This window comes from Marinobacter sp. H13 (genome assembly GCF_059072335.1).
This window is the reverse complement of sequence record NZ_JCACRU010000001.1, coordinates 1,506,325-1,524,689: the sequence shown is the minus strand read 5'-3', so window position 1 is coordinate 1,524,689 and position 18,365 is coordinate 1,506,325. Positions and strand designations below refer to the sequence as shown.

23 protein-coding genes and 1 other RNA gene are annotated in these 18,365 nt (G+C 59.6%); 8 read left to right on the top strand and 16 right to left on the bottom strand.

Going from position 1 to position 18,365, the window contains the following annotated elements; all coding sequences use genetic code 11:
* The first annotated feature begins 52 nt into the window (after positions 1–52).
* Complete coding sequence (gene ilvA, locus AC5JQH_RS07275) at positions 53–1,588, top strand: threonine ammonia-lyase, biosynthetic (RefSeq protein WP_008170952.1); 1,536 nt, start codon at positions 53–55, stop codon at positions 1,586–1,588.
* Positions 1,589–1,857: 269 nt separating this feature from the next.
* Positions 1,858–2,019: a hypothetical protein gene (locus AC5JQH_RS07270; protein WP_008170953.1), complete on the top strand. Its 162-nt coding sequence runs from the start codon at positions 1,858–1,860 to the stop codon at positions 2,017–2,019.
* On the opposite strand, the gene AC5JQH_RS07265 is transcribed toward AC5JQH_RS07270, so the two are convergent.
* The 6 genes from AC5JQH_RS07265 to AC5JQH_RS07240 all read right to left on the bottom strand — a co-directional run bounded on the left by AC5JQH_RS07265 (position 2,001) and on the right by AC5JQH_RS07240 (position 5,478).
* Positions 2,001–2,636 carry a 5-formyltetrahydrofolate cyclo-ligase gene (locus AC5JQH_RS07265; protein WP_008170954.1) on the bottom strand — a complete coding sequence of 212 codons (636 nt, stop codon included), beginning with the start codon at positions 2,634–2,636 and terminating at the stop codon, positions 2,001–2,003. The two genes, AC5JQH_RS07270 and AC5JQH_RS07265, sit on opposite strands and share 19 nt — an antisense overlap.
* A gap of 4 nt (positions 2,637–2,640) precedes the next feature.
* Positions 2,641–2,822: non-coding RNA, 6S RNA (ssrS, locus tag AC5JQH_RS07260), on the bottom strand.
* A 62-nt stretch (positions 2,823–2,884) separates the two neighbouring features.
* Positions 2,885–3,181, bottom strand: coding sequence for a cell division protein ZapA (locus AC5JQH_RS07255; protein ID WP_014578418.1), 297 nt, complete (start codon positions 3,179–3,181; stop codon positions 2,885–2,887).
* Positions 3,181–3,387 (bottom strand): TIGR02449 family protein, encoded by a 207-nt coding sequence (locus AC5JQH_RS07250; RefSeq protein ID WP_008170964.1) that lies wholly within the window; start codon positions 3,385–3,387, stop codon positions 3,181–3,183. Before AC5JQH_RS07250 ends, AC5JQH_RS07255 begins: the two co-directional genes overlap by 1 nt.
* 103 nt (positions 3,388–3,490) lie before the next feature.
* Positions 3,491–4,765, bottom strand: coding sequence for an ABC transporter permease (locus AC5JQH_RS07245; protein WP_092030455.1), 1,275 nt, complete (start codon positions 4,763–4,765; stop codon positions 3,491–3,493).
* The gene (locus tag AC5JQH_RS07240; protein ID WP_008170967.1) at positions 4,762–5,478 is read right to left on the bottom strand and encodes an ABC transporter ATP-binding protein; all 717 of its coding nucleotides are present in this window, start codon (positions 5,476–5,478) and stop codon (positions 4,762–4,764) included. The genes AC5JQH_RS07245 and AC5JQH_RS07240 overlap by 4 nt, the downstream gene beginning before the upstream one ends.
* Before the next feature lie 67 nt (positions 5,479–5,545).
* On the opposite strand from AC5JQH_RS07240, the gene AC5JQH_RS07235 reads away from it, so the two are divergent.
* The gene (locus tag AC5JQH_RS07235; RefSeq protein ID WP_104270842.1) at positions 5,546–6,067 is read left to right on the top strand and encodes a DUF3299 domain-containing protein; all 522 of its coding nucleotides are present in this window, start codon (positions 5,546–5,548) and stop codon (positions 6,065–6,067) included.
* Between the two features lie 6 nt (positions 6,068–6,073).
* Here the strand turns inward: AC5JQH_RS07235 and AC5JQH_RS07230 are convergent, their stop codons facing one another.
* A complete protein-coding gene (locus AC5JQH_RS07230; RefSeq protein ID WP_273043883.1) occupies positions 6,074–6,637 on the bottom strand; it encodes a ZrgA family zinc uptake protein in 564 nt (187 codons plus the stop codon).
* 136 nt (positions 6,638–6,773) lie between these two features.
* On the opposite strand from AC5JQH_RS07230, the gene AC5JQH_RS07225 reads away from it, so the two are divergent.
* From AC5JQH_RS07225 to AC5JQH_RS07205, 5 genes are read left to right on the top strand one after another with little or no spacing between them, the layout of a single operon-like run.
* Complete coding sequence (locus AC5JQH_RS07225) at positions 6,774–7,373, top strand: UPF0149 family protein (RefSeq protein WP_014578413.1); 600 nt, start codon at positions 6,774–6,776, stop codon at positions 7,371–7,373.
* A gap of 26 nt (positions 7,374–7,399) precedes the next feature.
* Positions 7,400–8,719 carry a Xaa-Pro aminopeptidase gene (gene pepP, locus AC5JQH_RS07220; protein ID WP_493805430.1) on the top strand — a complete coding sequence of 440 codons (1,320 nt, stop codon included), beginning with the start codon at positions 7,400–7,402 and terminating at the stop codon, positions 8,717–8,719.
* Between the two features lie 6 nt (positions 8,720–8,725).
* Positions 8,726–10,009, top strand: a complete 1,284-nt coding sequence (gene ubiH, locus AC5JQH_RS07215; protein WP_493805429.1) for a 2-octaprenyl-6-methoxyphenyl hydroxylase — start codon at positions 8,726–8,728, stop codon at positions 10,007–10,009.
* Positions 10,002–11,225: an FAD-dependent monooxygenase gene (locus AC5JQH_RS07210; protein WP_493791361.1), complete on the top strand. Its 1,224-nt coding sequence runs from the start codon at positions 10,002–10,004 to the stop codon at positions 11,223–11,225. Before ubiH ends, AC5JQH_RS07210 begins: the two co-directional genes overlap by 8 nt.
* 19 nt (positions 11,226–11,244) lie before the next feature.
* Positions 11,245–12,159, top strand: a complete 915-nt coding sequence (locus tag AC5JQH_RS07205) for a DUF808 domain-containing protein (RefSeq protein ID WP_493791362.1) — start codon at positions 11,245–11,247, stop codon at positions 12,157–12,159.
* Between the two features lie 13 nt (positions 12,160–12,172).
* Here the strand turns inward: AC5JQH_RS07205 and AC5JQH_RS07200 are convergent, their stop codons facing one another.
* The 9 genes from AC5JQH_RS07200 to ubiE all read right to left on the bottom strand — a co-directional run bounded on the left by AC5JQH_RS07200 (position 12,173) and on the right by ubiE (position 18,342).
* A complete protein-coding gene (locus AC5JQH_RS07200; protein WP_053113123.1) occupies positions 12,173–12,892 on the bottom strand; it encodes a 16S rRNA (uracil(1498)-N(3))-methyltransferase in 720 nt (239 codons plus the stop codon).
* Positions 12,889–13,674 (bottom strand): twin-arginine translocase subunit TatC, encoded by a 786-nt coding sequence (tatC, locus tag AC5JQH_RS07195; RefSeq protein ID WP_014578407.1) that lies wholly within the window; start codon positions 13,672–13,674, stop codon positions 12,889–12,891. The genes AC5JQH_RS07200 and tatC overlap by 4 nt, the downstream gene beginning before the upstream one ends.
* Positions 13,671–14,144, bottom strand: coding sequence for a Sec-independent protein translocase protein TatB (tatB, locus tag AC5JQH_RS07190; protein ID WP_014578406.1), 474 nt, complete (start codon positions 14,142–14,144; stop codon positions 13,671–13,673). The genes tatC and tatB overlap by 4 nt, the downstream gene beginning before the upstream one ends.
* Before the next feature lie 11 nt (positions 14,145–14,155).
* Positions 14,156–14,395 (bottom strand): Sec-independent protein translocase subunit TatA, encoded by a 240-nt coding sequence (gene tatA / locus AC5JQH_RS07185; RefSeq protein ID WP_014578405.1) that lies wholly within the window; start codon positions 14,393–14,395, stop codon positions 14,156–14,158.
* 88 nt (positions 14,396–14,483) lie between these two features.
* The gene (locus AC5JQH_RS07180; RefSeq protein ID WP_014578404.1) at positions 14,484–14,813 is read right to left on the bottom strand and encodes a phosphoribosyl-ATP diphosphatase; all 330 of its coding nucleotides are present in this window, start codon (positions 14,811–14,813) and stop codon (positions 14,484–14,486) included.
* Between the two features lie 12 nt (positions 14,814–14,825).
* Positions 14,826–15,242 carry a phosphoribosyl-AMP cyclohydrolase gene (gene hisI, locus AC5JQH_RS07175; protein WP_064229909.1) on the bottom strand — a complete coding sequence of 139 codons (417 nt, stop codon included), beginning with the start codon at positions 15,240–15,242 and terminating at the stop codon, positions 14,826–14,828.
* A gap of 27 nt (positions 15,243–15,269) precedes the next feature.
* Positions 15,270–16,913 carry a ubiquinone biosynthesis regulatory protein kinase UbiB gene (gene ubiB, locus AC5JQH_RS07170; RefSeq protein WP_493805428.1) on the bottom strand — a complete coding sequence of 548 codons (1,644 nt, stop codon included), beginning with the start codon at positions 16,911–16,913 and terminating at the stop codon, positions 15,270–15,272.
* Positions 16,910–17,551, bottom strand: a complete 642-nt coding sequence (locus AC5JQH_RS07165) for a ubiquinone biosynthesis accessory factor UbiJ (protein WP_104270851.1) — start codon at positions 17,549–17,551, stop codon at positions 16,910–16,912. The genes ubiB and AC5JQH_RS07165 overlap by 4 nt, the downstream gene beginning before the upstream one ends.
* Positions 17,551–18,342 (bottom strand): bifunctional demethylmenaquinone methyltransferase/2-methoxy-6-polyprenyl-1,4-benzoquinol methylase UbiE, encoded by a 792-nt coding sequence (gene ubiE, locus AC5JQH_RS07160; RefSeq protein WP_014578401.1) that lies wholly within the window; start codon positions 18,340–18,342, stop codon positions 17,551–17,553. The genes AC5JQH_RS07165 and ubiE overlap by 1 nt, the downstream gene beginning before the upstream one ends.
* Between the last annotated feature and the right edge of the window lie 23 nt (positions 18,343–18,365).

Here is an 18,365-nt window from a genome sequence, read left to right as displayed (position 1 = left end):
GGTTTTTCTCAGCCAGTCATCACTCACACATCGACCAAAAGCCGGAACTGCTATGCCGCAACGCTACATCAAGAAGATTCTCGATGCGCGCGTCTATGACGTGGCCATCGAAACACCCCTGACTGAAGCCCGCAGTCTGTCCAAGCGCTTTGGCAACAATATTCTGCTCAAGCGTGAAGACCTTCAGCCGGTGTTTTCCTTCAAGATTCGTGGTGCCTATAACCGGATTGCGCAGCTTTCCGAGGAGCAGAAGGCCAAGGGTGTCATTTGTGCGTCGGCCGGAAATCATGCCCAGGGTGTGGCGCTGGCTGCCAAGAATCTCGGGATCAAGGCGGTAATTGTGATGCCGCAGACCACGCCGGAGATCAAGGTGCGTTCGGTACGGGATCACGGTGCCAAGGTGGTTCTCAAGGGCGATGCCTTCGACGAGGCGGCGGCCCACGCTCAGGAGTTGATCGCAAAGCACGGCTACACCTACATTCCGCCGTACGATGATCCCGATGTGATCGCCGGCCAGGGCACGGTGGCCATGGAAATCATGTGGCAGTTCAGCAAGCCGATCCACGCCATCTTCATCTGTGTTGGTGGCGGCGGGCTGATTGCCGGCATGGCCGCTTACATCAAGTATCTGCGCCCCGAGATCAAGGTGATTGGTGTCGAACCGGAGGACTCCAACTGCCTCCAGGCCGCCATGAAAGCGGGCAAACGCGTGGTGCTCGATGAAGTGGGCATCTTTGCTGATGGTGTGGCAGTCAAGCAGATTGGTAAGTACCCCTGGGAGATCTGCAAGGACCACGTGGACGAGGTGATCACCGTATCCACCGACGAAATCTGCGCGGCCATCAAGGATGTGTTCGAGGATACCCGCTCCATTGCCGAGCCGGCCGGTGCCCTGGGTGTGGCCGGCATCAAGAAATACATCGAGCGCGAGAAAGTCGAGGGCGAGAACCTGATTGCCACCCTGAGCGGTGCCAACATGAACTTCGACCGTCTGCGCTACATCTCCGAACGCACGGAAGTGGGCGAGAAACGCGAGGCCATCCTGGCGGTGACCATTCCGGAGAAACCGGGCGCGTTCAAGACCTTCATCAACGCCCTGCACAAGCGCAGCATCACCGAGTTCAATTACCGCTACGCCGATGCTACCAATGCCACGATTTTCGTTGGCATCCAGATTGCCGCGGGTGGTCACGGCCGCGAGGATCTGGTTCAGGATCTTCGGGAGAGCGGATACTCGGTGGTCGATTTAACCGACAGCGATCTGGCCAAGCAGCACATCCGTCACATGGTGGGCGGCCACGCGCCGACCATCACCAACGAAAAGGTGTTCCAGTTCGAGTTCCCGGAGCGTCCGGGGGCGTTGCTGAAGTTCCTGATGTCTCTTGGTACCCGCTGGAATATCTCCATGTTCCACTACCGCAACCACGGTGCAGCCTACAGCCGTGTTCTGCTGGGCGCCCAGGTGGACGACGATGAAGTGCAGGATTTCGAGAAAATGCTGGATAAGGTTGGCTTCCGCTATGACAACATGACGGACAACGAGGCCTATCAGCTGTTTCTTGGGCAGGGCAACGCGCGTTCAAGTTAACTCTGGGTAGGGCAGGGTCTGGCAGGGCTTTCCAAAACTGTGCGGAGCCATGGATGGCGGAGCCAAGCGTACAGGGATGTATCCACAGCGTGTTTTGGAAAGCCCTGCCAGACCCTGGCCGGTCCCCGAATGCAAAGCTTACTGAATTTTAATCTGTGAAAAATTGTAAAAGTACAGATAGGTGTTAGTCTTTCTTCTGATTCTTGAAGTCAAGAATAGCTATCTGATTTCCCGACACTTTTAAAACCGCATTTTGAGGAACTGAAGCCATGGGCGGCAAGCCTGACATCATCAAAGCCATTGTGCTGATTTTTGCCATCGGCCTTGTGATTACTGGTTTCACATCCATCCACGCCTCCGAAGATAAAGACGCACGAGCGGCCAATCTGGTTGGCTCCGTTCAGGTCATGAATCAGCCGCTGAACCGGTAACGTCGCTTATCGGTCACTACGCTGTGAAGGGGCACGTCCCAGGGCTCTATTGGCAGCTTCTTAACTTTCTGGAAATCGTGGGCCAGGCCAATCAGCTTCGGCGCCAGCCTTGGCCGTATCCGGCTGAAGGCAAAGGTCCTGTCGTAAAAGCCTCCTCCCATCCCCAGTCTTCCGCCCTGTTCGTCAAACCCCACTAACGGAAACAGTACTGCATCCAGTGCCCAGGCCGGGCGCCGCAGGCCTTTGCTGAACCCTGGCTCGGGAATGCCAAACCGGTTGGCGGTGAGTTCCACGCCATCGTAGTAGGGGCTGAACACCAGCCTGCCTTCATGAATCGGATGGAGTACCGGCAGGTAGAAGCGGATGCCCTTGCGCCGGGCGATGTCCAGGTATACGTGGGGGTCAATTTCGCCGTCGTTGGGCAGATAAATGGCAATGTGCCGGGCCCGGTGCAGGTCTGGATTCTTCAGCAGATTGAGGGCCAGGTGCTCGGCGGCCTGTTGCTGTTTTTCAGCGCTCAGGTCGCGACGATTCTGCCGCAGGCGTTTGCGAAGTTCACTGCGCGACAGGGTATCAGGGTGGGACTGGAACGGTTGAGGCTCGATAAACTGGCTCAAAATAAAGCTTCCCGGGCTGCCGTTATCGGATGTGGCCCTTGAACCCAAAGTTCAAGGTCGGTGGCCGCTGTGACATATTAGGCTTTCCCCTGTCGGGGACGTGCTCACAATGCCCTGAAGTAGCCACCTGGGTAGTGCGCATCGGCTCGAGGACGTATCCGACTATCCCGAACAGCCCAGGAAGTTGTTCTCATTATACGGGCAGTGTCGGGGCCGATTGCAACACCTGTCTGAGATTCTCCGGGGATTTAACGACCGGAGCCATCACCCAGCGCTCCGTCCAGTTTGTTGTCCATGGCTCGCAGCAAGGTGCTGGTGGCATCGGACATGGTGTCGCGCTCGAGCAGTTCGTGGGTTATGTTGAGAGCGGCCATTACAGCAATGCGCTCGGTACCAAAAACCTTGCCGCCGGCGCGGATTTCCCGCATTTTGCTGTCCAGATGCCGGGCGGCACGCAGCAGTGCCTCCTGTTCTTCCTCGGGGCAGGCGACCAGGTATTCCTTGTCGAGGATTTTCACCTCAACCGTGGTGGATTGCTGTGCCATCAGTGATGCTCCAGGGCCCTAAGGCGGCTGATCATGGCTTCGATCTTGTGCTTCGCGTGATCGTTCTTCTGCACCAGCTGGGCCCGTTCCCGGTTCCAGTCGTCCTGCAGTTCCCGCAATGTGGCGTTGTCCCGCTCAAGTTTCTGACAGCGTTCAATCAGCCTGTCCAGCTTGTCCGCTAATGCCTGTACTTCGGACTGTTCCATGACGTGCCCAGCAGTGGTTTTATGATATTAAGCTCAACTATAAGTGTGGACGCTAAGTCGGTCAATTTACAGGCTTGTCATTGCGTTCCCTGCGTGATGCCCATCACTGATCTGCTGCCTCGCCAAAGCCCAGCCGGCGGCTCTGGCGCCATGTGTTGAAGGCGGGTATCAGCGCCACGGTGAAGGCGGCAACCGGAACCAGGGCCATTAAAGTCCATTCCTCGGGCGTTAATGGGCGAAGCTCAATCTGCAGGCCATAGTTGGCCAGTAACCATGGGCTCGCCAGTGCAAGGCCCGCCATGCCAAGGGCCAAAGCCATCACGCAGGCGGCAAGGGCAAGAACCACGCACTCGAGGATGTAAAGTGAGGCAATCAGCGCCGGAGAGGCACCGGTTGCCCGCAGCACCGCAATTTCATGGGCCCGCTGGGCCTGGAGGGTCAGAAGTACGGCAATCAGCCCGATCAGGCTGGTTACCACGACAAAACCGGTTATGCCCAGCAGTGCTCGCTCAAACTGGCCCATCAGCCGCCAGAGTTCACTGAGGGCGACTCCCGGAAGTATGGCCGAGAGCGGCTCGCCGGCAAACTGGTTGATTTCCCGCTGTATGCGGAAGGTCAGGATTTGCCGGTCGATACCAACGAACACGGCGGTAATGGCATCGGGTGTGAAATCTCGGCCCTTTGCCTGCTCCGGTGTGATTGTCCGTCCGGGGATGGCGACCCCGGATTCCCAGCCTACGTGCATGGCCTCCATGCCATCCAGGCTGATATACACGGCCTGGTCCACCGGCGTGCCAGTGGGCGCCAGTATGCCGGTGACGGTAAACGGCGTGTCTTCGTGGTTGGAGAAACTGGTGCGTCCACCGCCATGGGATAGCACGATCTGCTCGCCCACCTGATGCGCCAGCGAGCGGGCAACGCCGGCACCCAACACTACATCAAAGACGCCTTCAAACCACTGGCCTTCATCCAGTTCGAGGGGCAGGTCGCGGCCGTAGCGGAAGTGCTTGAAAAAGTTCTCATCTGTGGCGACCACACGATTACCCCGGTAGCTGTCTCCCAGGGAAATCGGAATCAGCCAGGCCAGGCGGTTATCCTGTTTCAGGCCCTGATAGGTCGACCAGCGAATGTTGTTGGTGGCATCGCCAATATGAAACACGGTGTACAACAGCAGGTTCAACTGGCCACTTCGGGCGCCGATGATCAGGTCTGTACCGCTGATGGTGCTGGTGAAGGACTGCTTGACCTCCGTGCGGAGGTATTGGATGCCCAGCAACAGGGAAACGCTCAGGGTCAGGGTCAGGCACACCAGGGCCAGTACTTTTTTCCGGTGCCAGAGGCTGGCCAGGGCGAGTGTCAGGGCCAGGCGTGCTTTCATGTCCGGTCACCCTGCAGTTCCAGCTGATTATCGAAATGGCGGGCCAGGGACTGGTCGTGACTGACGAACAGAACCGAGGTGTTGTGCCGGTGCGCAAGAGTTAGAAGCAGTTCCAGGAAACGGTCCCGGTTGTCGGCATCCAGTGCGGAAGTCGGCTCGTCCGCGAGAATCAGGCCGGGCGCGCCAATCAGCGCCCGGGCGGCTGCGATACGTTGCTGCTGGCCAATACTCAGCCTGGTGACTTTCCTCTGCCAGTGGTCCGCGGGGATGGACAGGGCGGCAAGCAATCTCTCAGCCTCGTCTTCGACGGTCGGTTCGGTGCGCTCTCTGCGCAGTTCAGAAAGTCCGCAGGGCAGGGTGACGTTGGCTCGTGTGCTCAGGTAGGGCACCAGATTGAACTGCTGGAAGATCACGCCCATGTGGTCGGCCCGGAACTGGTCGCGGGCGCCGGCACCGAGCCGGTGGATATCGGTTCCGAGTACGCGGACAGTGCCAGAGGCCGGCCGAAGCATGCCTGCCAACAGGCTGAGCAGCGTGCTTTTGCCACTGCCGCTCGGGCCGTGGAGGAAAAGGTGTTCGCCGCGTTTCAGTATGATGTCCGGAAAGCTGAGGCGGGGCTGGACAGGATCCCAGGAAAAGCCGAGCCCGCTGACTTCCATCGCAGTTTCTGTGCTTCGGGAACTGTTGCTGGCTGAGTCTGTCTTGCTGGTCATGTTGGTTGCCGTCGGCCCGGTGTATGATGGCGGTTTCCGGATAGTAATCTCAGGAGTCTTTGGTCCAATGATGTCTGCCCCGGCACGTTCGCGCTTTGCGCTGCCTTTTTTCATCGCGCTTACCCTGGTGTGTGTACTTCCATCAACAGGCCGGACTGAAACCCGGGAAATCGACTGGCTTGAACTGATGCCCGCCGAGGATCTGGCGCTGCTGGAGAATATGCCAGAGATTGAGCACGAGGGCGATGGCCCGCCGCTGCTGCCGGACGAGATCATGACCGGTCGGGTTGTGCCGGAAATGGGCAATGTTGAAGGCCGCATTCCCGGCTTCGTGGTGCCCCTCAAGACAACCGAGGACATGCGCATCCTGGAGTTCTTCCTGGTGCCCTACTACGGCGCCTGTATTCATGTGCCGCCACCGCCCCCCAATCAGATCATTCACGTCAAGTACAAGGAAGGTTTCACGCTCGAAGCCCTGTACGATCCGGTGTGGATCGAAGGCGAGCTGGTCATTGATCGCACCGAAAACGACATCGGCACGTCTTCCTATTCTATGGTCGCAACCGGGGTTGAGCCGTACGAAGAATAGACGCTGTCATTGGCTGCGGAGTTCAAACGTGCTTTGTCCGTGGCCCAGACGGGCTGATCCCTGACCTTCTGGCCATACCCACTGAACGCCGAGATGCTCTATTCCGGAAAACCGGGTTGTAATGGGTGTTGCAAGCGCCTGGGATGAGCCCAGGCCTGGACAGCTCAGGGTCTGGGTGACTTCGAAATCCGAGTGGGATGATTCGTCCTGATGATCATGGTCATGCCCATGGCTGTGTCCGTGATCATCGCCACCTGCCTGATGATGCACTACCGCATTCATTACGGTGCAGCCCTCCTCACTGGTGTTCGCAAGGGGGGTCTGTCCAAGCCAGTTGGTTGCGTCGTTAACCAGTGCTTTCTGGTCGTCCGAACGGGCAAGATGCTCGAACCCCACCAGGTTGTAGGCCGGCGATGTGAACAGGAGATCAATCTGCTCTCCCTCGATGGCCAGTTGTAGTTCGGCATGACCGTGCAGGTGCGCACCTGGATTGTCGCTGGCAAACACAGGGCCAGTGCTTGCAATCGCGGCGCCAGCCAGAAAGAAGCAGGTTTTGGCTCGTAAGGACATGGCTTTATCTCTCGGCAGAAATGATACGTTATAACATATTGTTCGCTTGCCGGATAAAAATCAACAGGCAGTGCCTTGGCACCGCCTGAATGCTAGGATAGACCTCTAATCCATTAACACAGGATCCGCCTGTTTCATGTCAGAAACCGACACTTCCGGTGCTGCCCGCGCCGCAGAATTCGAGCGCTGGGCCAACGTTTTTACAGCTCACAAGGCATTCAGCCACCCATCCGAATTGCACGGCGCGCTCTGTGGTCGCCTGGCGGCCGGATCGCGTATCGAAGAGCCGGAGTGGCTGGCGATGGTGTGTGAACACATGGGGCTGGCCGAGAACGCGGCCGAGGAGTCCGATGATCTCGCTCCGTTCATGAACAAAGCCTATGAACAGACCCTCGAGCTCTTGAAATCAGCAGACATGAGTTTCCATCCTTTACTGCCGGATGACGACTATGCCATTGAGCAGCGGCTGGAAGCCCTGGTTTCCTGGGTGCGGGGATTTCTCGAGGGTATGGCACTGTCGGCCGGCGAGTCACTCGGCCAGGCGCCGGACGAGATTCGGGAGCTGATCGAGGATATGGTGGCCATCAGCCAGCTATCCGAAGAGGAAGAAGCGGACGACGAAAGCGAGCAGCAGTTGCTGGAGATTACCGAATACATCCGGCTGGGGGCGCTCGCCGTGTTCACTGAATTCAACGCCCCCGAACCACCGAAGTCTGATTCGCCGACCCTGCACTGAGCCGGGTCCTGATTGCAGGAGAGACTATGAACTCCATGATTCCCATAAAGGAGTTTGCCGAGCGCCGTCGCAAGCTGATGGAGCGTATGGCGCCAGACAGCATTGCGATTATTCCGGCCGCCCCGGAGCGCGTTCGTAATCGGGACGTGCTGCATCCGTTCCGCCAGGACAGCGATTTTCATTACCTGTCCGGTTTTGGTGAGCCGGAGGCCGTCCTGGCGCTGATTCCGGGCCGTGAACACGGGGAATCGGTACTGTTCTGCAAAGAGCGCAATCCGCAGAAGGAGCTCTGGGACGGTTTCCTGGTTGGCCCGGAAGGCGCCATCGAACGCTACGGCCTGGACGATGCGTTTCCGATTGCAGACATCGACGATATCCTGCCGGGCATGATCGAGGGTCGCAGCCGGGTGTATTATCCCCTTGGCAAGGATGATCATTTTGACGCCCGTGTCATGGACTGGGTGAAGATGATTCGCAGCAAGGTTCGCAGCGGCGCCCATCCGCCGGGCGAGTTTGTGGCCCTGGAACACCTGCTTCATGACCTGCGGCTATACAAGAGCGCCAACGAGATCAAGATCATGGCCAAGGCCGGCCAGATCAGTGCCGAGGCCCATTGCCGGGCCATGAAACGGGCCCGCAAGGGCGGCTTCGAGTACAACCTCGAGGCCGAGCTTATCCACACCTTCATGGAGCATGGCGCACGGTCTACGGCCTATCCCTCCATCGTGGGCGGGGGCGCCAATGGCTGCATCCTGCATTACATCGAGAACAGTGCACCGCTGAAGGACGGCGATCTGGTGCTGATTGATGCCGGCTGTGAATACCAGTGCTACGCCTCTGACATCACGCGCACCTTCCCGGTCAGTGGAAAGTTCAGCAATGAACAGCGGGCCCTCTACGAGGTGGTGCTGGCGGCGCAGTATCGGGCCATCGAGGCGGTCTCGCCTCAAAATCACTGGAACCGGCCCCATGAGGCTGCGCTGGAAGTACTGACCCAGGGCCTGATTGATCTGGGGCTGTTGTCCGGCACCCTGGAAGATGCCATTGCCAACGAAACCTACAAGCCCTTTTTCATGCACCGAACCGGCCACTGGCTGGGGCTGGATGTACACGACGTCGGCGATTACAAGGTCGGTGACGCCTGGCGCCAGCTGGAACCCGGCATGGCCCTGACCGTCGAGCCAGGCCTGTACATTGCGCCGGATAACACCGACGTGGATGAGAAATGGCGCGGCATTGGCATACGCATCGAAGACGATGTGGTGGTGACCAAAGACGGCTGCCGGGTCCTGACCGAAGCAGTGCCGAAAACCATTGCCGAAATCGAAGCCCTGATGGCGGACTGACAGCCTGTGACCAAGCCTGATACCGATCTGATCATTGCCGGCGGTGGCCTCGCCGGAGCGACCCTGGCTCTGGCGCTGGCACGGATGGTGCCGTCACTGCGCGTGACCGTGGTCGAGGCCTTCCCGCTCTCGCCCGACGCCCTGCCGGAGAGTTACCAGCCGAGTTACGATGCCCGTTCAACCGCACTGGCGTGGGGCTCCCGGTTAATCTTTGAGGAGCTGGGGCTGTGGCAAAGGCTGGCCGAACATGCCACACCCATCGAACATATCCATGTTTCAGATCGGGGCCATTTCGGCGCCACACGGTTGCATGCTGCCGAGCATGGCCAGGCGGCGCTCGGGTACGTGGCTGACAATCGCTGGATGGGGCTGTGTCTGATGCGTGAGCTTCTGGATACCAACGTCCAGTGGCGGGCGCCGGCAGAAGTAACGGACATGACGCCCATTCCCGGCGGCGTCCGTGTTCAGCTCTCAGAAGAAGGTGAAGAGACCGCGGAACTGAAGGCCCGTTGCCTCGTCGTTGCAGATGGCGGTCGTTCCGGTCTGCGGGAAAGGCTCGGGTTCCGGCCGGATCGTCACAGCTACGGCCAGAACGCACTGATCGCAAATGTCTCTACCAGTGACAGCCACGGATTCACTGCCTTTGAACGATTTACCGATGCCGGTCCCATGGCTCTCTTGCCCCATGGATCACCGACCAGAGCCGGACATCAATCGGCACTGGTCTGGACGCTATCCGATGAGGTTCTGCAGCAGGTTCTGGCGCTGCCCGACGACGAGAAATGCCGTTGGCTTCAGGACCGGTTTGGCTGGCGTCTGGGCCGGTTTACCCGCATCGGCGCCTGTCACCATTACCCGCTGACCCTGACGACGGTGGACGAGCCGGTACGCCCTGGGGTTGCCCTGGTGGGCAATGCGGCCCATGCCCTGCATCCGGTCGCCGGGCAGGGCTTCAATCTCGCGCTGAGAGGGCTCATGACGCTGGTCGAACAGTTCCGCCTGGCTGAAGAGCATGGCAGGTCGATTGGCGATCTCGAGGTCCTGAAGCGCTACCAGGCTCTGCATCGGGAAGACTGGCAACAGACGTTGCGCTTCTCCGATTCGCTTGTTCGTTTGTTCGGGCATTCCATGCTGCCGGTTGCGGCGGCCCGCGATGCCGGCCTGGTGGGTCTTGATCTGTTGCCTGGGGCAAAACGCTGGTTTGCCCGCAAGGCCATGGGCCTGGGCGGCCGCAGGGCCGTGATTGAACGGCCCGGAAACCTGAACCGGGAGGCGCCGGCTAATGAGTGAGGCGCAAACGCTCGATATTCTTGTGGCTGGCGGTGGCATGATCGGTTCCGCCCTGGCTCTCGGGCTGTCACGACAGGGTTGGCATGTGGGGCTGGTGGAAGGTTCCGGCCATGAGTCTCTGGTTGAGGCGCCGGACTCCGCCACCACCGTTGCCGATTTTGAACCACGGGTCAGTGCCATTTCGGTGGCGAGCCAGCAATTGCTGGAGCAACTCGGAGTCTGGTCCGAGGTGACCGCCGGTCGGCACTGTCCTTACCAGACCATGACGGTCTGGGATGGCGACGGCACGGGGCGTATACAGTTCGAGGCCGCCGAGCTTCAGGCGCGGGCTCTCGGAACGATTGTCGAGAACCGCAGCATCGTGCGATCACTGTTCAGGGCCCTGGAACAAAGTCCGGTCGAACTGATTGATGGCGCGAGGATTACTGGCTGTAAACGGTTGTCTGGAACTTATACGGTTGAGCTGGAGGATGGTCGATCCCTGTCGGCGGGGCTACTGGTAGGGTGTGACGGTGCCAATTCCCGTCTGCGCCACTGGGTTGGCCTGCCAACGCGTGAGTGGGACTACGACCAGCAGGCAATCGTATGCACGGTGAAAACCAGCCAGAGCCACCGTTTCACCGCGTGGCAGCGATTTTCGACGACCGGGCCGCTGGCGTTTTTGCCCTTGCTGCCAGAGTCCGGAGATGAGCATTTCTGTTCCATTGTCTGGTCCCAGGATACCGGGGAAGCGCGGCGTCTGATGGCTTTGGACGACACCGACTTTGCCGCTGAACTTGAGCGTGCGATTGAGCGCGAGCTGGGATCGGTGGAGTCCATTTCCGGCCGCTTCGCCTTTCCGCTTCGACAGCGCCACGCGAAGGACTACATTGCCCCCGGTTTTGCCCTCGTCGGCGATGCGGCCCATACCATCCATCCGCTGGCGGGACAGGGTGCCAACCTTGGCTACGGAGATGTACGGGCTCTGCTCGATGAGCTTTCGCGAGCCAAAAAGGCGGGCCTGAGTCCAGCCAATGAGCTGGTTCTGGCGCGCTATCAGCGCCGCCGGAAAGGCGAGAATCTCGCCATGATGGCCGCCATGGAGGGCTTCAAGCAGCTGTTCGGCCGTGAGGAGCTGCCGGTCCGCTGGCTGCGAAATACCGGCCTGCGCTGGCTCAACCAGATGGGGCCGGTGAAAAATCGTATAGCTGCCGAGGCCATGGGGCTTAACGGCTGAATAAAAAAGGAATTGTCCAATGGCAGGAAGCAGCCTTCTGGTTCTGATCGATGACATCGCCACCGTTCTGGACGATGTTGCCCTGATGACAAAAGCCGCCACCAAGAAAACCGCAGGTGTTCTGGGGGATGATCTGGCGCTCAACGCCCAGCAGGTGACCGGTGTAAAGCCTGCCCGGGAACTGCCAGTGGTCCTCGCGGTTGCCCGCGGCTCCATGATCAACAAGGCCATCCTGGTGCCGGCGGCCCTTGCGATCAGTTTTTTCATGCCCTGGCTGGTAACGCCTCTGCTGATGCTCGGCGGTGCGTTCCTGTGTTTTGAGGGCTTCGAGAAGCTGGTGCAAAAGTTTTTGCACCGGGAGCAGGACCAGAAGCGCAAAGGCGAGCTGCGTGAAGCCCTGAAGAGCCCGGACGTCGACTTGCGGGCGATCGAGAAAGACAAGATCAAGGGCGCCATCCGCACCGACTTCATTCTGTCTGCCGAGATCATTGCCATTACCCTTGGAACGGTAACGACCCAGACCATCGGCATGCAGTTCATGGTGCTGGCGGTGGTCGCCATCCTCATCACGGTCTGTGTTTACGGTCTGGTGGCGGGGATCGTGAAACTGGACGACGGCGGTCTCTACCTCAGCCAGCAAGAGAACCCGGTGCTCCAGCAGTTGGGTTCAGGCATTCTCTGGCTGGCCCCCTATCTGATGAAGACACTCTCCATTCTGGGCACTCTGGCAATGTTTCTGGTGGGCGGTGGCATTCTTACCCACGGACTGACGCCGGTATACGACGCTATTCATCACTTTGCCGAGGGGTTCAGTGGTGTGGCTGGTGTGCTCGTGCCAACGGTGGCCAATGGCCTGTTCGGTGTGCTGGCAGGTGCGCTACTGGTGGCCATTATCACGCCACTGACGCGATGGTGGCAGGCGAGGAACGCCTGAGAAGGCCGGGGCTCTAGAGGCAGGCGTCGAACAGCCGACTCACCAGTACCGGTACCGCGGTTTCGACCCGCAGAATACGGGGGCCGAGATGCACGCTCTGGCAGCCGGCTTCTTCCAGTTTGCCCACTTCGTAAGCCGTGAAGCCACCCTCCGGGCCAATGCAGAGCACGGTCGGCTGGTTGAGGTGCACAGGGCAGGGGGTGCTTGTGCCGGGATGCGCTACCAGGGCTCGTTTATCCGCCAATAGCGCCGGCAACTCATCTTCCACGAAGGGTTTGAACAGCTTGCGGATATGCACCTGTGGCATCAGGGTATCTTTTGCCTGTTCCAGCCCCAGCGTGAGGTTCTCCCGAAGCTGTTCGTCTGAGAGCCATGGCGTCTGCCAGAAGCTTTTCTCGACCTTGTAGCTGTTGATCAGCCAGAGATCCTTCACACCGAGGGCAGCGCAGGTTTGCAGGATACGGCGGAACATCTTGGGCCTGGGCATGGCGAGTATCAGGGTGAGCGGTAGAGGCGGCGGCGGAGCCTGATCCAGCGTCACCCGCAGCTCCGCCTCGGTATCGGTAAGCCGGATCACTTCGCCGGTTCCCAACTGGCCATCCGCGCGGCCGACGGGCACGGTGTCGCCAGCAACCACTTTGATCACGGACTGCAGGTGCGCCAGGCGTCGACCGCGCAGAACGGCACGGTCAGTTGCCACGAAATCCTCGTCAAACAGTAACGCCAGATTCATTCGCCGGCGGGCTCATCGCTTTCCGGGTCTGCGACTTCCCGTTTTGCCAGCCGCCCGAACAGGATACCGACCTCGAACAGGATCCACATGGGAACCGCGAGAAGGGTCTGGGAAATAATATCCGGCGGCGTCAGCAGCATGCCGATGATGAAACAGCCCACCACCACGTAGGGGCGCTTGGCTGCAAGATCGGCGGGCGTGGTGGCGCCGGTGAGAATCAACAGCACCGTGGCGATCGGAATTTCGAAGGCCACACCGAAGGCGAAGAACATCTTGAGTACAAAATTGAGGTAGCTGGTGATGTCCGGAAGTTCGACGATGCCTTCGGGGCCTATCGCAGTAAAGAAGCCGAACACCAGCGGGAAAACCACGTAATAGGCAAACGCCGCGCCCGCGTAAAACAGGATGACCGAGGTAAACAGCAGCGGAAAGGCCAGGCGTTTTTCGTGGGCGTAGAGGCCCGGCGCAATAAAGCTCCAGAGCTGGTAGAGAATGATCGGAATGGCAGCGAACACAGCCAGAACCAGGGCCAGCTTCAGCGGTGCGAAGAAGGGCGACGTAACATCCGTTGCGATCATGGTCTGGCCAACGGGCAACAGGGAACGGATGGGCTCCGACAGCCACAGGTAAAGTTCGTTGGCAAACGGATAAATGGCAGCGAAGCAGACCAGCACCGCAAGAACCATTTTCAGAAGGCGATTACGCAGTTCGAGCAGGTGCTCGATCAGTGGCATTTCCTGCTGCTCCGGAGGCAGCTGGTTGCCGTCGGGTTTTGCATTCATGAACGATTATCCGGCGGACTTTGCGGGGTTTCGCGTTTGGGTTGTTCGTTTCCGTCAGAGCCGGAATCTGGCGTCTGCGAGGAGCTACCAGCATCGGGCTGATCCTGCGCTGGAGCCTCAGAGGCCTTTGGCTGGCCGGATACCCGCCGTGTCGCAGGTGCAGGCCTTGGCTTCTGGGTCTCGTTCTCGGGCAGGATCATGTGCTCGTATTTCCTGGCTTCGTCCAGGGCGCCACGCACGGTTTTCTGAACGTCGTCGAGGCCAACATCTCCTGCCTTGCGAAGCTCGTCGCGGAGTTCGCCGGCTTTTAGCTCCCGGTCCAGTTCCGAGGTGAACTGGCCAACCATGCGCCGTGCACCACCCACCCAGCGGCCAGCCGCACGGGCGGCCGCAGGCAGGCGCTCGGGGCCGAGTACCAATAGCGCTATGACGCCGCAGATCAGCAGCTCAAGAAAGCCGATATCGAACATTCAGCCTGGTCTCAGCTGTGGGACTTGTCCCGGGGCTTGTCTTCGGCCGCCGCTTGTTGCTGTGGCTGCTCCCCTTCCTTGCCTTCCAGGGATTCCTGGTTCTCGGCCTTGGAGTCCTCATCGCTCATGGACTTCTTGAAGCCGCGAATGGCACCACCGAGGTCGCTGCCGATGTTGCGAAGCTTCTTGGTTCCGAACAACAGAATGACAATGCCGAGTACGATAAGTAATTGCCAGATGCTGATACCCATTACGGGGTCCTCATTTTAATGTTTCTGTTCAATGACATTGTACGTTACCAGAACCGTTACGCGGAAACCCCTTTAGAGGTATTACCGCTCACTTGTTCCTCGACGCTTTTTCTTCCAGGCCTGACAGATCGAACCGGCTGGCCAGTTCGTCCAGGATGTCCTTCGGGCCAAGGCCCAGTCTCGACAGCATGACCATGCTGTGGAACCAGAGGTCGGCGGTTTCATAAACCACGTCCCGGGTTTCCCCGGAATGCTCTGCGTCCTTGGCTGCCAGCAGGGTTTCCGTGCACTCTTCCCCCACTTTTTCCAGGATCTTGTTCAGGCCCTTGGCGTGGAGGCTGGCTACATAGGAGGTTTCCGGGTCTGCCTCTTTCCTGGCCTCCAGAACCCTCGCCAGGTTTTCCAATACATCGCTCACAGTCCGTGCTCCTCAGTTGCTGCCGTAAATAGTGCCGGGGTCCTTGATCACCGGGTCAACGCTGACCCACTGACCGTCTTTCAAAGTCCGGTAGAAGCAGCTGCGTCTGCCAGTATGGCAGGCGATGCCGCCTTTTTGTTCTACTTTCAGCAGGATGACGTCCTCGTCGCAGTCCAGTCGAATGTCCCGGATGACCTGTTGGTGCCCCGAGGTTTCCCCTTTGCGCCAGAGCTTGCCCCGGGAGCGCGACCAGTATACGGCGTGGCCTTCTTCGGCGGTCAGCCTGAGCGACTCGCGGTTCATCCAGGCCATCATCAGGATATCGCCGGTGTCGGCGTCCTGGGCGATGGCCGGAACCAGACCCTCCTCTGTCCAGCGAATGGCATCCAGCCAGTCAGGGGTCTCGACGTTATCCGAGCTATTTTGCATTTTTGTGAATCCTGAAATCTTTATCGGTTATCGGCTGCCCCGGAGCATGAGCCCGCCAGCGACGGCAAACAGGGCCCAGCTCCAGGCAGGCACGCTTTCAATCCACTGCCGGCTCTCGGGCTGAGTGCCCAGAAAGCCGCCTGCAATGAGCAGTACCGCCAATGTCGCCCGCCGCCAACGCCGCTCGGTACGGACCTGCTGCTCCCGGAGCAACGCCAGTGTTGCCCGGTTCTGGGGCTCGGTGGGCCCCGCCTGCCGCAGTTGCAAGAGCGCATCGTGCACCAGCTGGGGCATTTCCGGCGACTGTTCCAGCCAGGAGGGAAGGTGCGACTGCAGCGACTTGATCAGCCCCGAAGGGCCAATGCGTTTGCGCATCCAGGTCTCGAGGTAGGGTTGCGCGGTGCTCCACAAATCCAGATCGGGATACAGCTGTCGGCCCAGACCTTCCACGTTCAGGAGGGTTTTCTGCAGCAAAACGAGCTGAGGCTGCACTTCCATATTGAACCGCCGTGCGGTCTGGAACAGGCGCAACAGGAAGTGGCCGAACGAGATATCCTTCAACGGCTTCTCGAAGATGGGTTCGCAAACAGTACGTATGGCCGCCTCAAACTGGTTCACTGGCGTGTCGGGCGGTACCCAGCCGGACTGAATATGCAGCTGCGCAACCTGCCGATAATCCCGGCGGAAAAAGGCGAGCAGGTTGCGGGCAAGGTAGCTCTGGTCGTCCGGTGCCAGGGTGCCGACGATGCCGAAATCGATGGCGATATATCGGGGATCCGAGGGATTGGACGTATCCACAAAGATGTTGCCCGGATGCATGTCGGCATGGAAGAAGCTGTCCCGGAACACCTGGGTAAAGAAAATTTCCACGCCTTTTTCAGCCAGCACCTTCATGTTGACGCCAGCGGCCTTCAGGGCTGCGGTATCGGCAATGGGGATGCCGTGAATGCGCTCCATCACCAGCACGGATTTGCGGGTGTAGTCCCAGTCGATAAAGGGAATGTAGATCAGCGAGGAGTTTTCGAAATTCCGGCGCAGCTGGCTGGCGTTGGCGGCCTCGCGCTGGAGATCCAGCTCATCGTGAATGGTGGAATCGTAGTCGGCTACCACTTCCACCGGGTGCAGGCGATTGCCTTCGGACCAGTATTTTTCCAGCAGGCCAGCCATCAGGTACATCAGGGCCAGATCCTGACGGATTACCTTCTCTATGCCCGGTCGCAGAACTTTCACGACTACCTTCTGGCCGTTGCGCAGGGTGGCTGCATGCACCTGGGCAACCGATGCCGAGGCAAGCGGGTCCGGACTGAATTCGGCAAACAGGTCCGAAACCGGGGCACCGAGGGAGGTTTCGATAATGCTCCGGGCTTCATTGCTCGGGAACGGCGGTACCCGGTCCTGGAGATTCTTCAGGGATTCCGCCATGTCGTCCGGCAGAAGATCCCTTCGGGTAGAGAGGATCTGGCCGAACTTTACGAACACGGGGCCCAGTTCCTCCAGCGCCAGCCGAAGGCGGTCGCCACGATCGAGCTTCGGTTGCGGGAACAGGTGCCAGGGCGCCAGCAGGAAAAACACCTTCAGGGGCGCGGGCAGCTCTGCGATAGGCAGGAACGTGTCCAGCCGGTAACGGCAGAATACCCAGGCAATTCGGAACAGGCGTTGCAGGCGGGTCACAGGTTCTCCGATTCGTCAGTCTTGCCGCGGTTTTCAATCAGATTAAGCCGCGCTTCCAGTCTTTCCGTGCGCAGGTTCAGTTCGTCGATATCCTCGAACGTAGCTTCCAGCTCCCGCCGACCGGGCAGGGCGCGACTTTCCTCGTGCACATACTCCTCGATGTTGGCATTCAGGGACTGAAAGGCCTGTCGACTCCATCGGATAGCGCCGCGAACCCGTTGGCCGAGGAAGTGTGCGGGCACATCGCCGATGTGCCGGGCCATGGCGGCTTCCCAATCCGGTTCAAGCTGGTTCAGGGCTCGTTGCAGCTGATGGGCCAGCGCTGTGTCGCCGGTCACGTCAAGACGGCCGTCGGCAAAGACCCGGTCATCGCCGGTGGCCAGCGCTGCAAAGGCGATGGGTTTGCCGGTGATCTCGAGCGCTGGCTGTTCGACCGGCTGACTGCCGACGCGGACGCGGTTTCCGGCCCGGTCCAGGGTGTAGGTCAGGGCAATCGGGTCGGTGATATTGAACTGAACCGGCCCCGCCAACGCTTCCATCAAGGCACTATGCCCCGCCTGATCCAGTTCCAGTGCCCGGTTCAGGGCACTTTCCAGGATAGCGGAGACAGCGGAAAGCAGGGTGGGGCCGGGAAACATCAGGGCTTGATTCCCACGTGCAGGGCGACGATACCGCCGGTCATGTTGTAGTACTTGCAGTTCACCAGGCCGGCGTTCTCCATCATGCCCTTGAGGGTGTCCTGGTCGGGATGCATGCGGATGGATTCGGCCAGGTACTTGTAGCTTTCACTGTCGCCGGCGATGAGCTGGCCCATCAGGGGCAGGGCGGAAAAGGAGTAGGTGTCGTAGGCCTTGCTCAGCAATGGATTGGTCGGCTTGGAGAATTCCAGGATCATCAGCTTGCCGCCGGGCTTGAGAACCCGGGTCATGTCGCGCAGGGCCTGGTCTTTATCGGTGACATTGCGCAGACCGAAGGCGATGGATACCGCATTGAAGTTGTTGTCCGGAAACGGCAGATGCTCGGCATCCGCCTGTACGTATTCAATGTTGCCCGCATAGCCGCGATCGGTCAGCCGGCTGCGGCCCACCTGCAGCATGGAGGCATTGATGTCGGCCAGCACCACCTTGCCGGACGGACCCACAAGGTCTGAAAACTTCATGGTGAGATCGCCAGTGCCGCCGGCAATGTCCAGCACCTGGTGGCCGGGACGCACGCCCGAAAGCTCAATGGTGAAACGTTTCCAGAGCCGGTGAATTCCCATGGACATCAGGTCATTCATGAGGTCGTACTTGCCCGCCACACTGTGGAACACCTCGGCCACCTGGCTCGCTTTCTGGCTCTTGGGCACATTGCGAAACCCGAAATGGGTTACGTCGTCCTGGCCGTTGCTGTTTGCGGCCTGGTTGGCTGGCGTTTGCTGCTCGCTCATGGGGCATGTCCTGTCAGAATCTG

Bases quoted from the DNA above. Each gene is read 5' to 3' on its own strand.
- ilvA (WP_008170952.1), top strand. From the start codon at position 53: ATGCCGCAACGCTACATCAAGAAGATTCTCGATGCGCGCGTCTATGAC.
- AC5JQH_RS07270 (WP_008170953.1), top strand. From the start codon at position 1,858: ATGGGCGGCAAGCCTGACATCATCAAAGCCATTGTGCTGATTTTTGCC.
- AC5JQH_RS07255 (WP_014578418.1), bottom strand. From the start codon at position 3,181: ATGGCACAGCAATCCACCACGGTTGAGGTGAAAATCCTCGACAAGGAA.
- AC5JQH_RS07250 (WP_008170964.1), bottom strand. From the start codon at position 3,387: ATGGAACAGTCCGAAGTACAGGCATTAGCGGACAAGCTGGACAGGCTG.
- AC5JQH_RS07245 (WP_092030455.1), bottom strand. From the start codon at position 4,765: ATGAAAGCACGCCTGGCCCTGACACTCGCCCTGGCCAGCCTCTGGCAC.
- AC5JQH_RS07240 (WP_008170967.1), bottom strand. From the start codon at position 5,478: ATGACCAGCAAGACAGACTCAGCCAGCAACAGTTCCCGAAGCACAGAA.
- AC5JQH_RS07235 (WP_104270842.1), top strand. From the start codon at position 5,546: ATGATGTCTGCCCCGGCACGTTCGCGCTTTGCGCTGCCTTTTTTCATC.
- AC5JQH_RS07230 (WP_273043883.1), bottom strand. From the start codon at position 6,637: ATGTCCTTACGAGCCAAAACCTGCTTCTTTCTGGCTGGCGCCGCGATT.
- AC5JQH_RS07225 (WP_014578413.1), top strand. From the start codon at position 6,774: ATGTCAGAAACCGACACTTCCGGTGCTGCCCGCGCCGCAGAATTCGAG.
- pepP (WP_493805430.1), top strand. From the start codon at position 7,400: ATGAACTCCATGATTCCCATAAAGGAGTTTGCCGAGCGCCGTCGCAAG.
- AC5JQH_RS07210 (WP_493791361.1), top strand. From the start codon at position 10,002: ATGAGTGAGGCGCAAACGCTCGATATTCTTGTGGCTGGCGGTGGCATG.
- AC5JQH_RS07205 (WP_493791362.1), top strand. From the start codon at position 11,245: ATGGCAGGAAGCAGCCTTCTGGTTCTGATCGATGACATCGCCACCGTT.
- AC5JQH_RS07200 (WP_053113123.1), bottom strand. From the start codon at position 12,892: ATGAATCTGGCGTTACTGTTTGACGAGGATTTCGTGGCAACTGACCGT.
- tatC (WP_014578407.1), bottom strand. From the start codon at position 13,674: ATGAATGCAAAACCCGACGGCAACCAGCTGCCTCCGGAGCAGCAGGAA.
- tatB (WP_014578406.1), bottom strand. From the start codon at position 14,144: ATGTTCGATATCGGCTTTCTTGAGCTGCTGATCTGCGGCGTCATAGCG.
- tatA (WP_014578405.1), bottom strand. From the start codon at position 14,395: ATGGGTATCAGCATCTGGCAATTACTTATCGTACTCGGCATTGTCATT.
- hisI (WP_064229909.1), bottom strand. From the start codon at position 15,242: ATGCAAAATAGCTCGGATAACGTCGAGACCCCTGACTGGCTGGATGCC.
- AC5JQH_RS07165 (WP_104270851.1), bottom strand. From the start codon at position 17,551: ATGTTTCCCGGCCCCACCCTGCTTTCCGCTGTCTCCGCTATCCTGGAA.
- ubiE (WP_014578401.1), bottom strand. From the start codon at position 18,342: ATGAGCGAGCAGCAAACGCCAGCCAACCAGGCCGCAAACAGCAACGGC.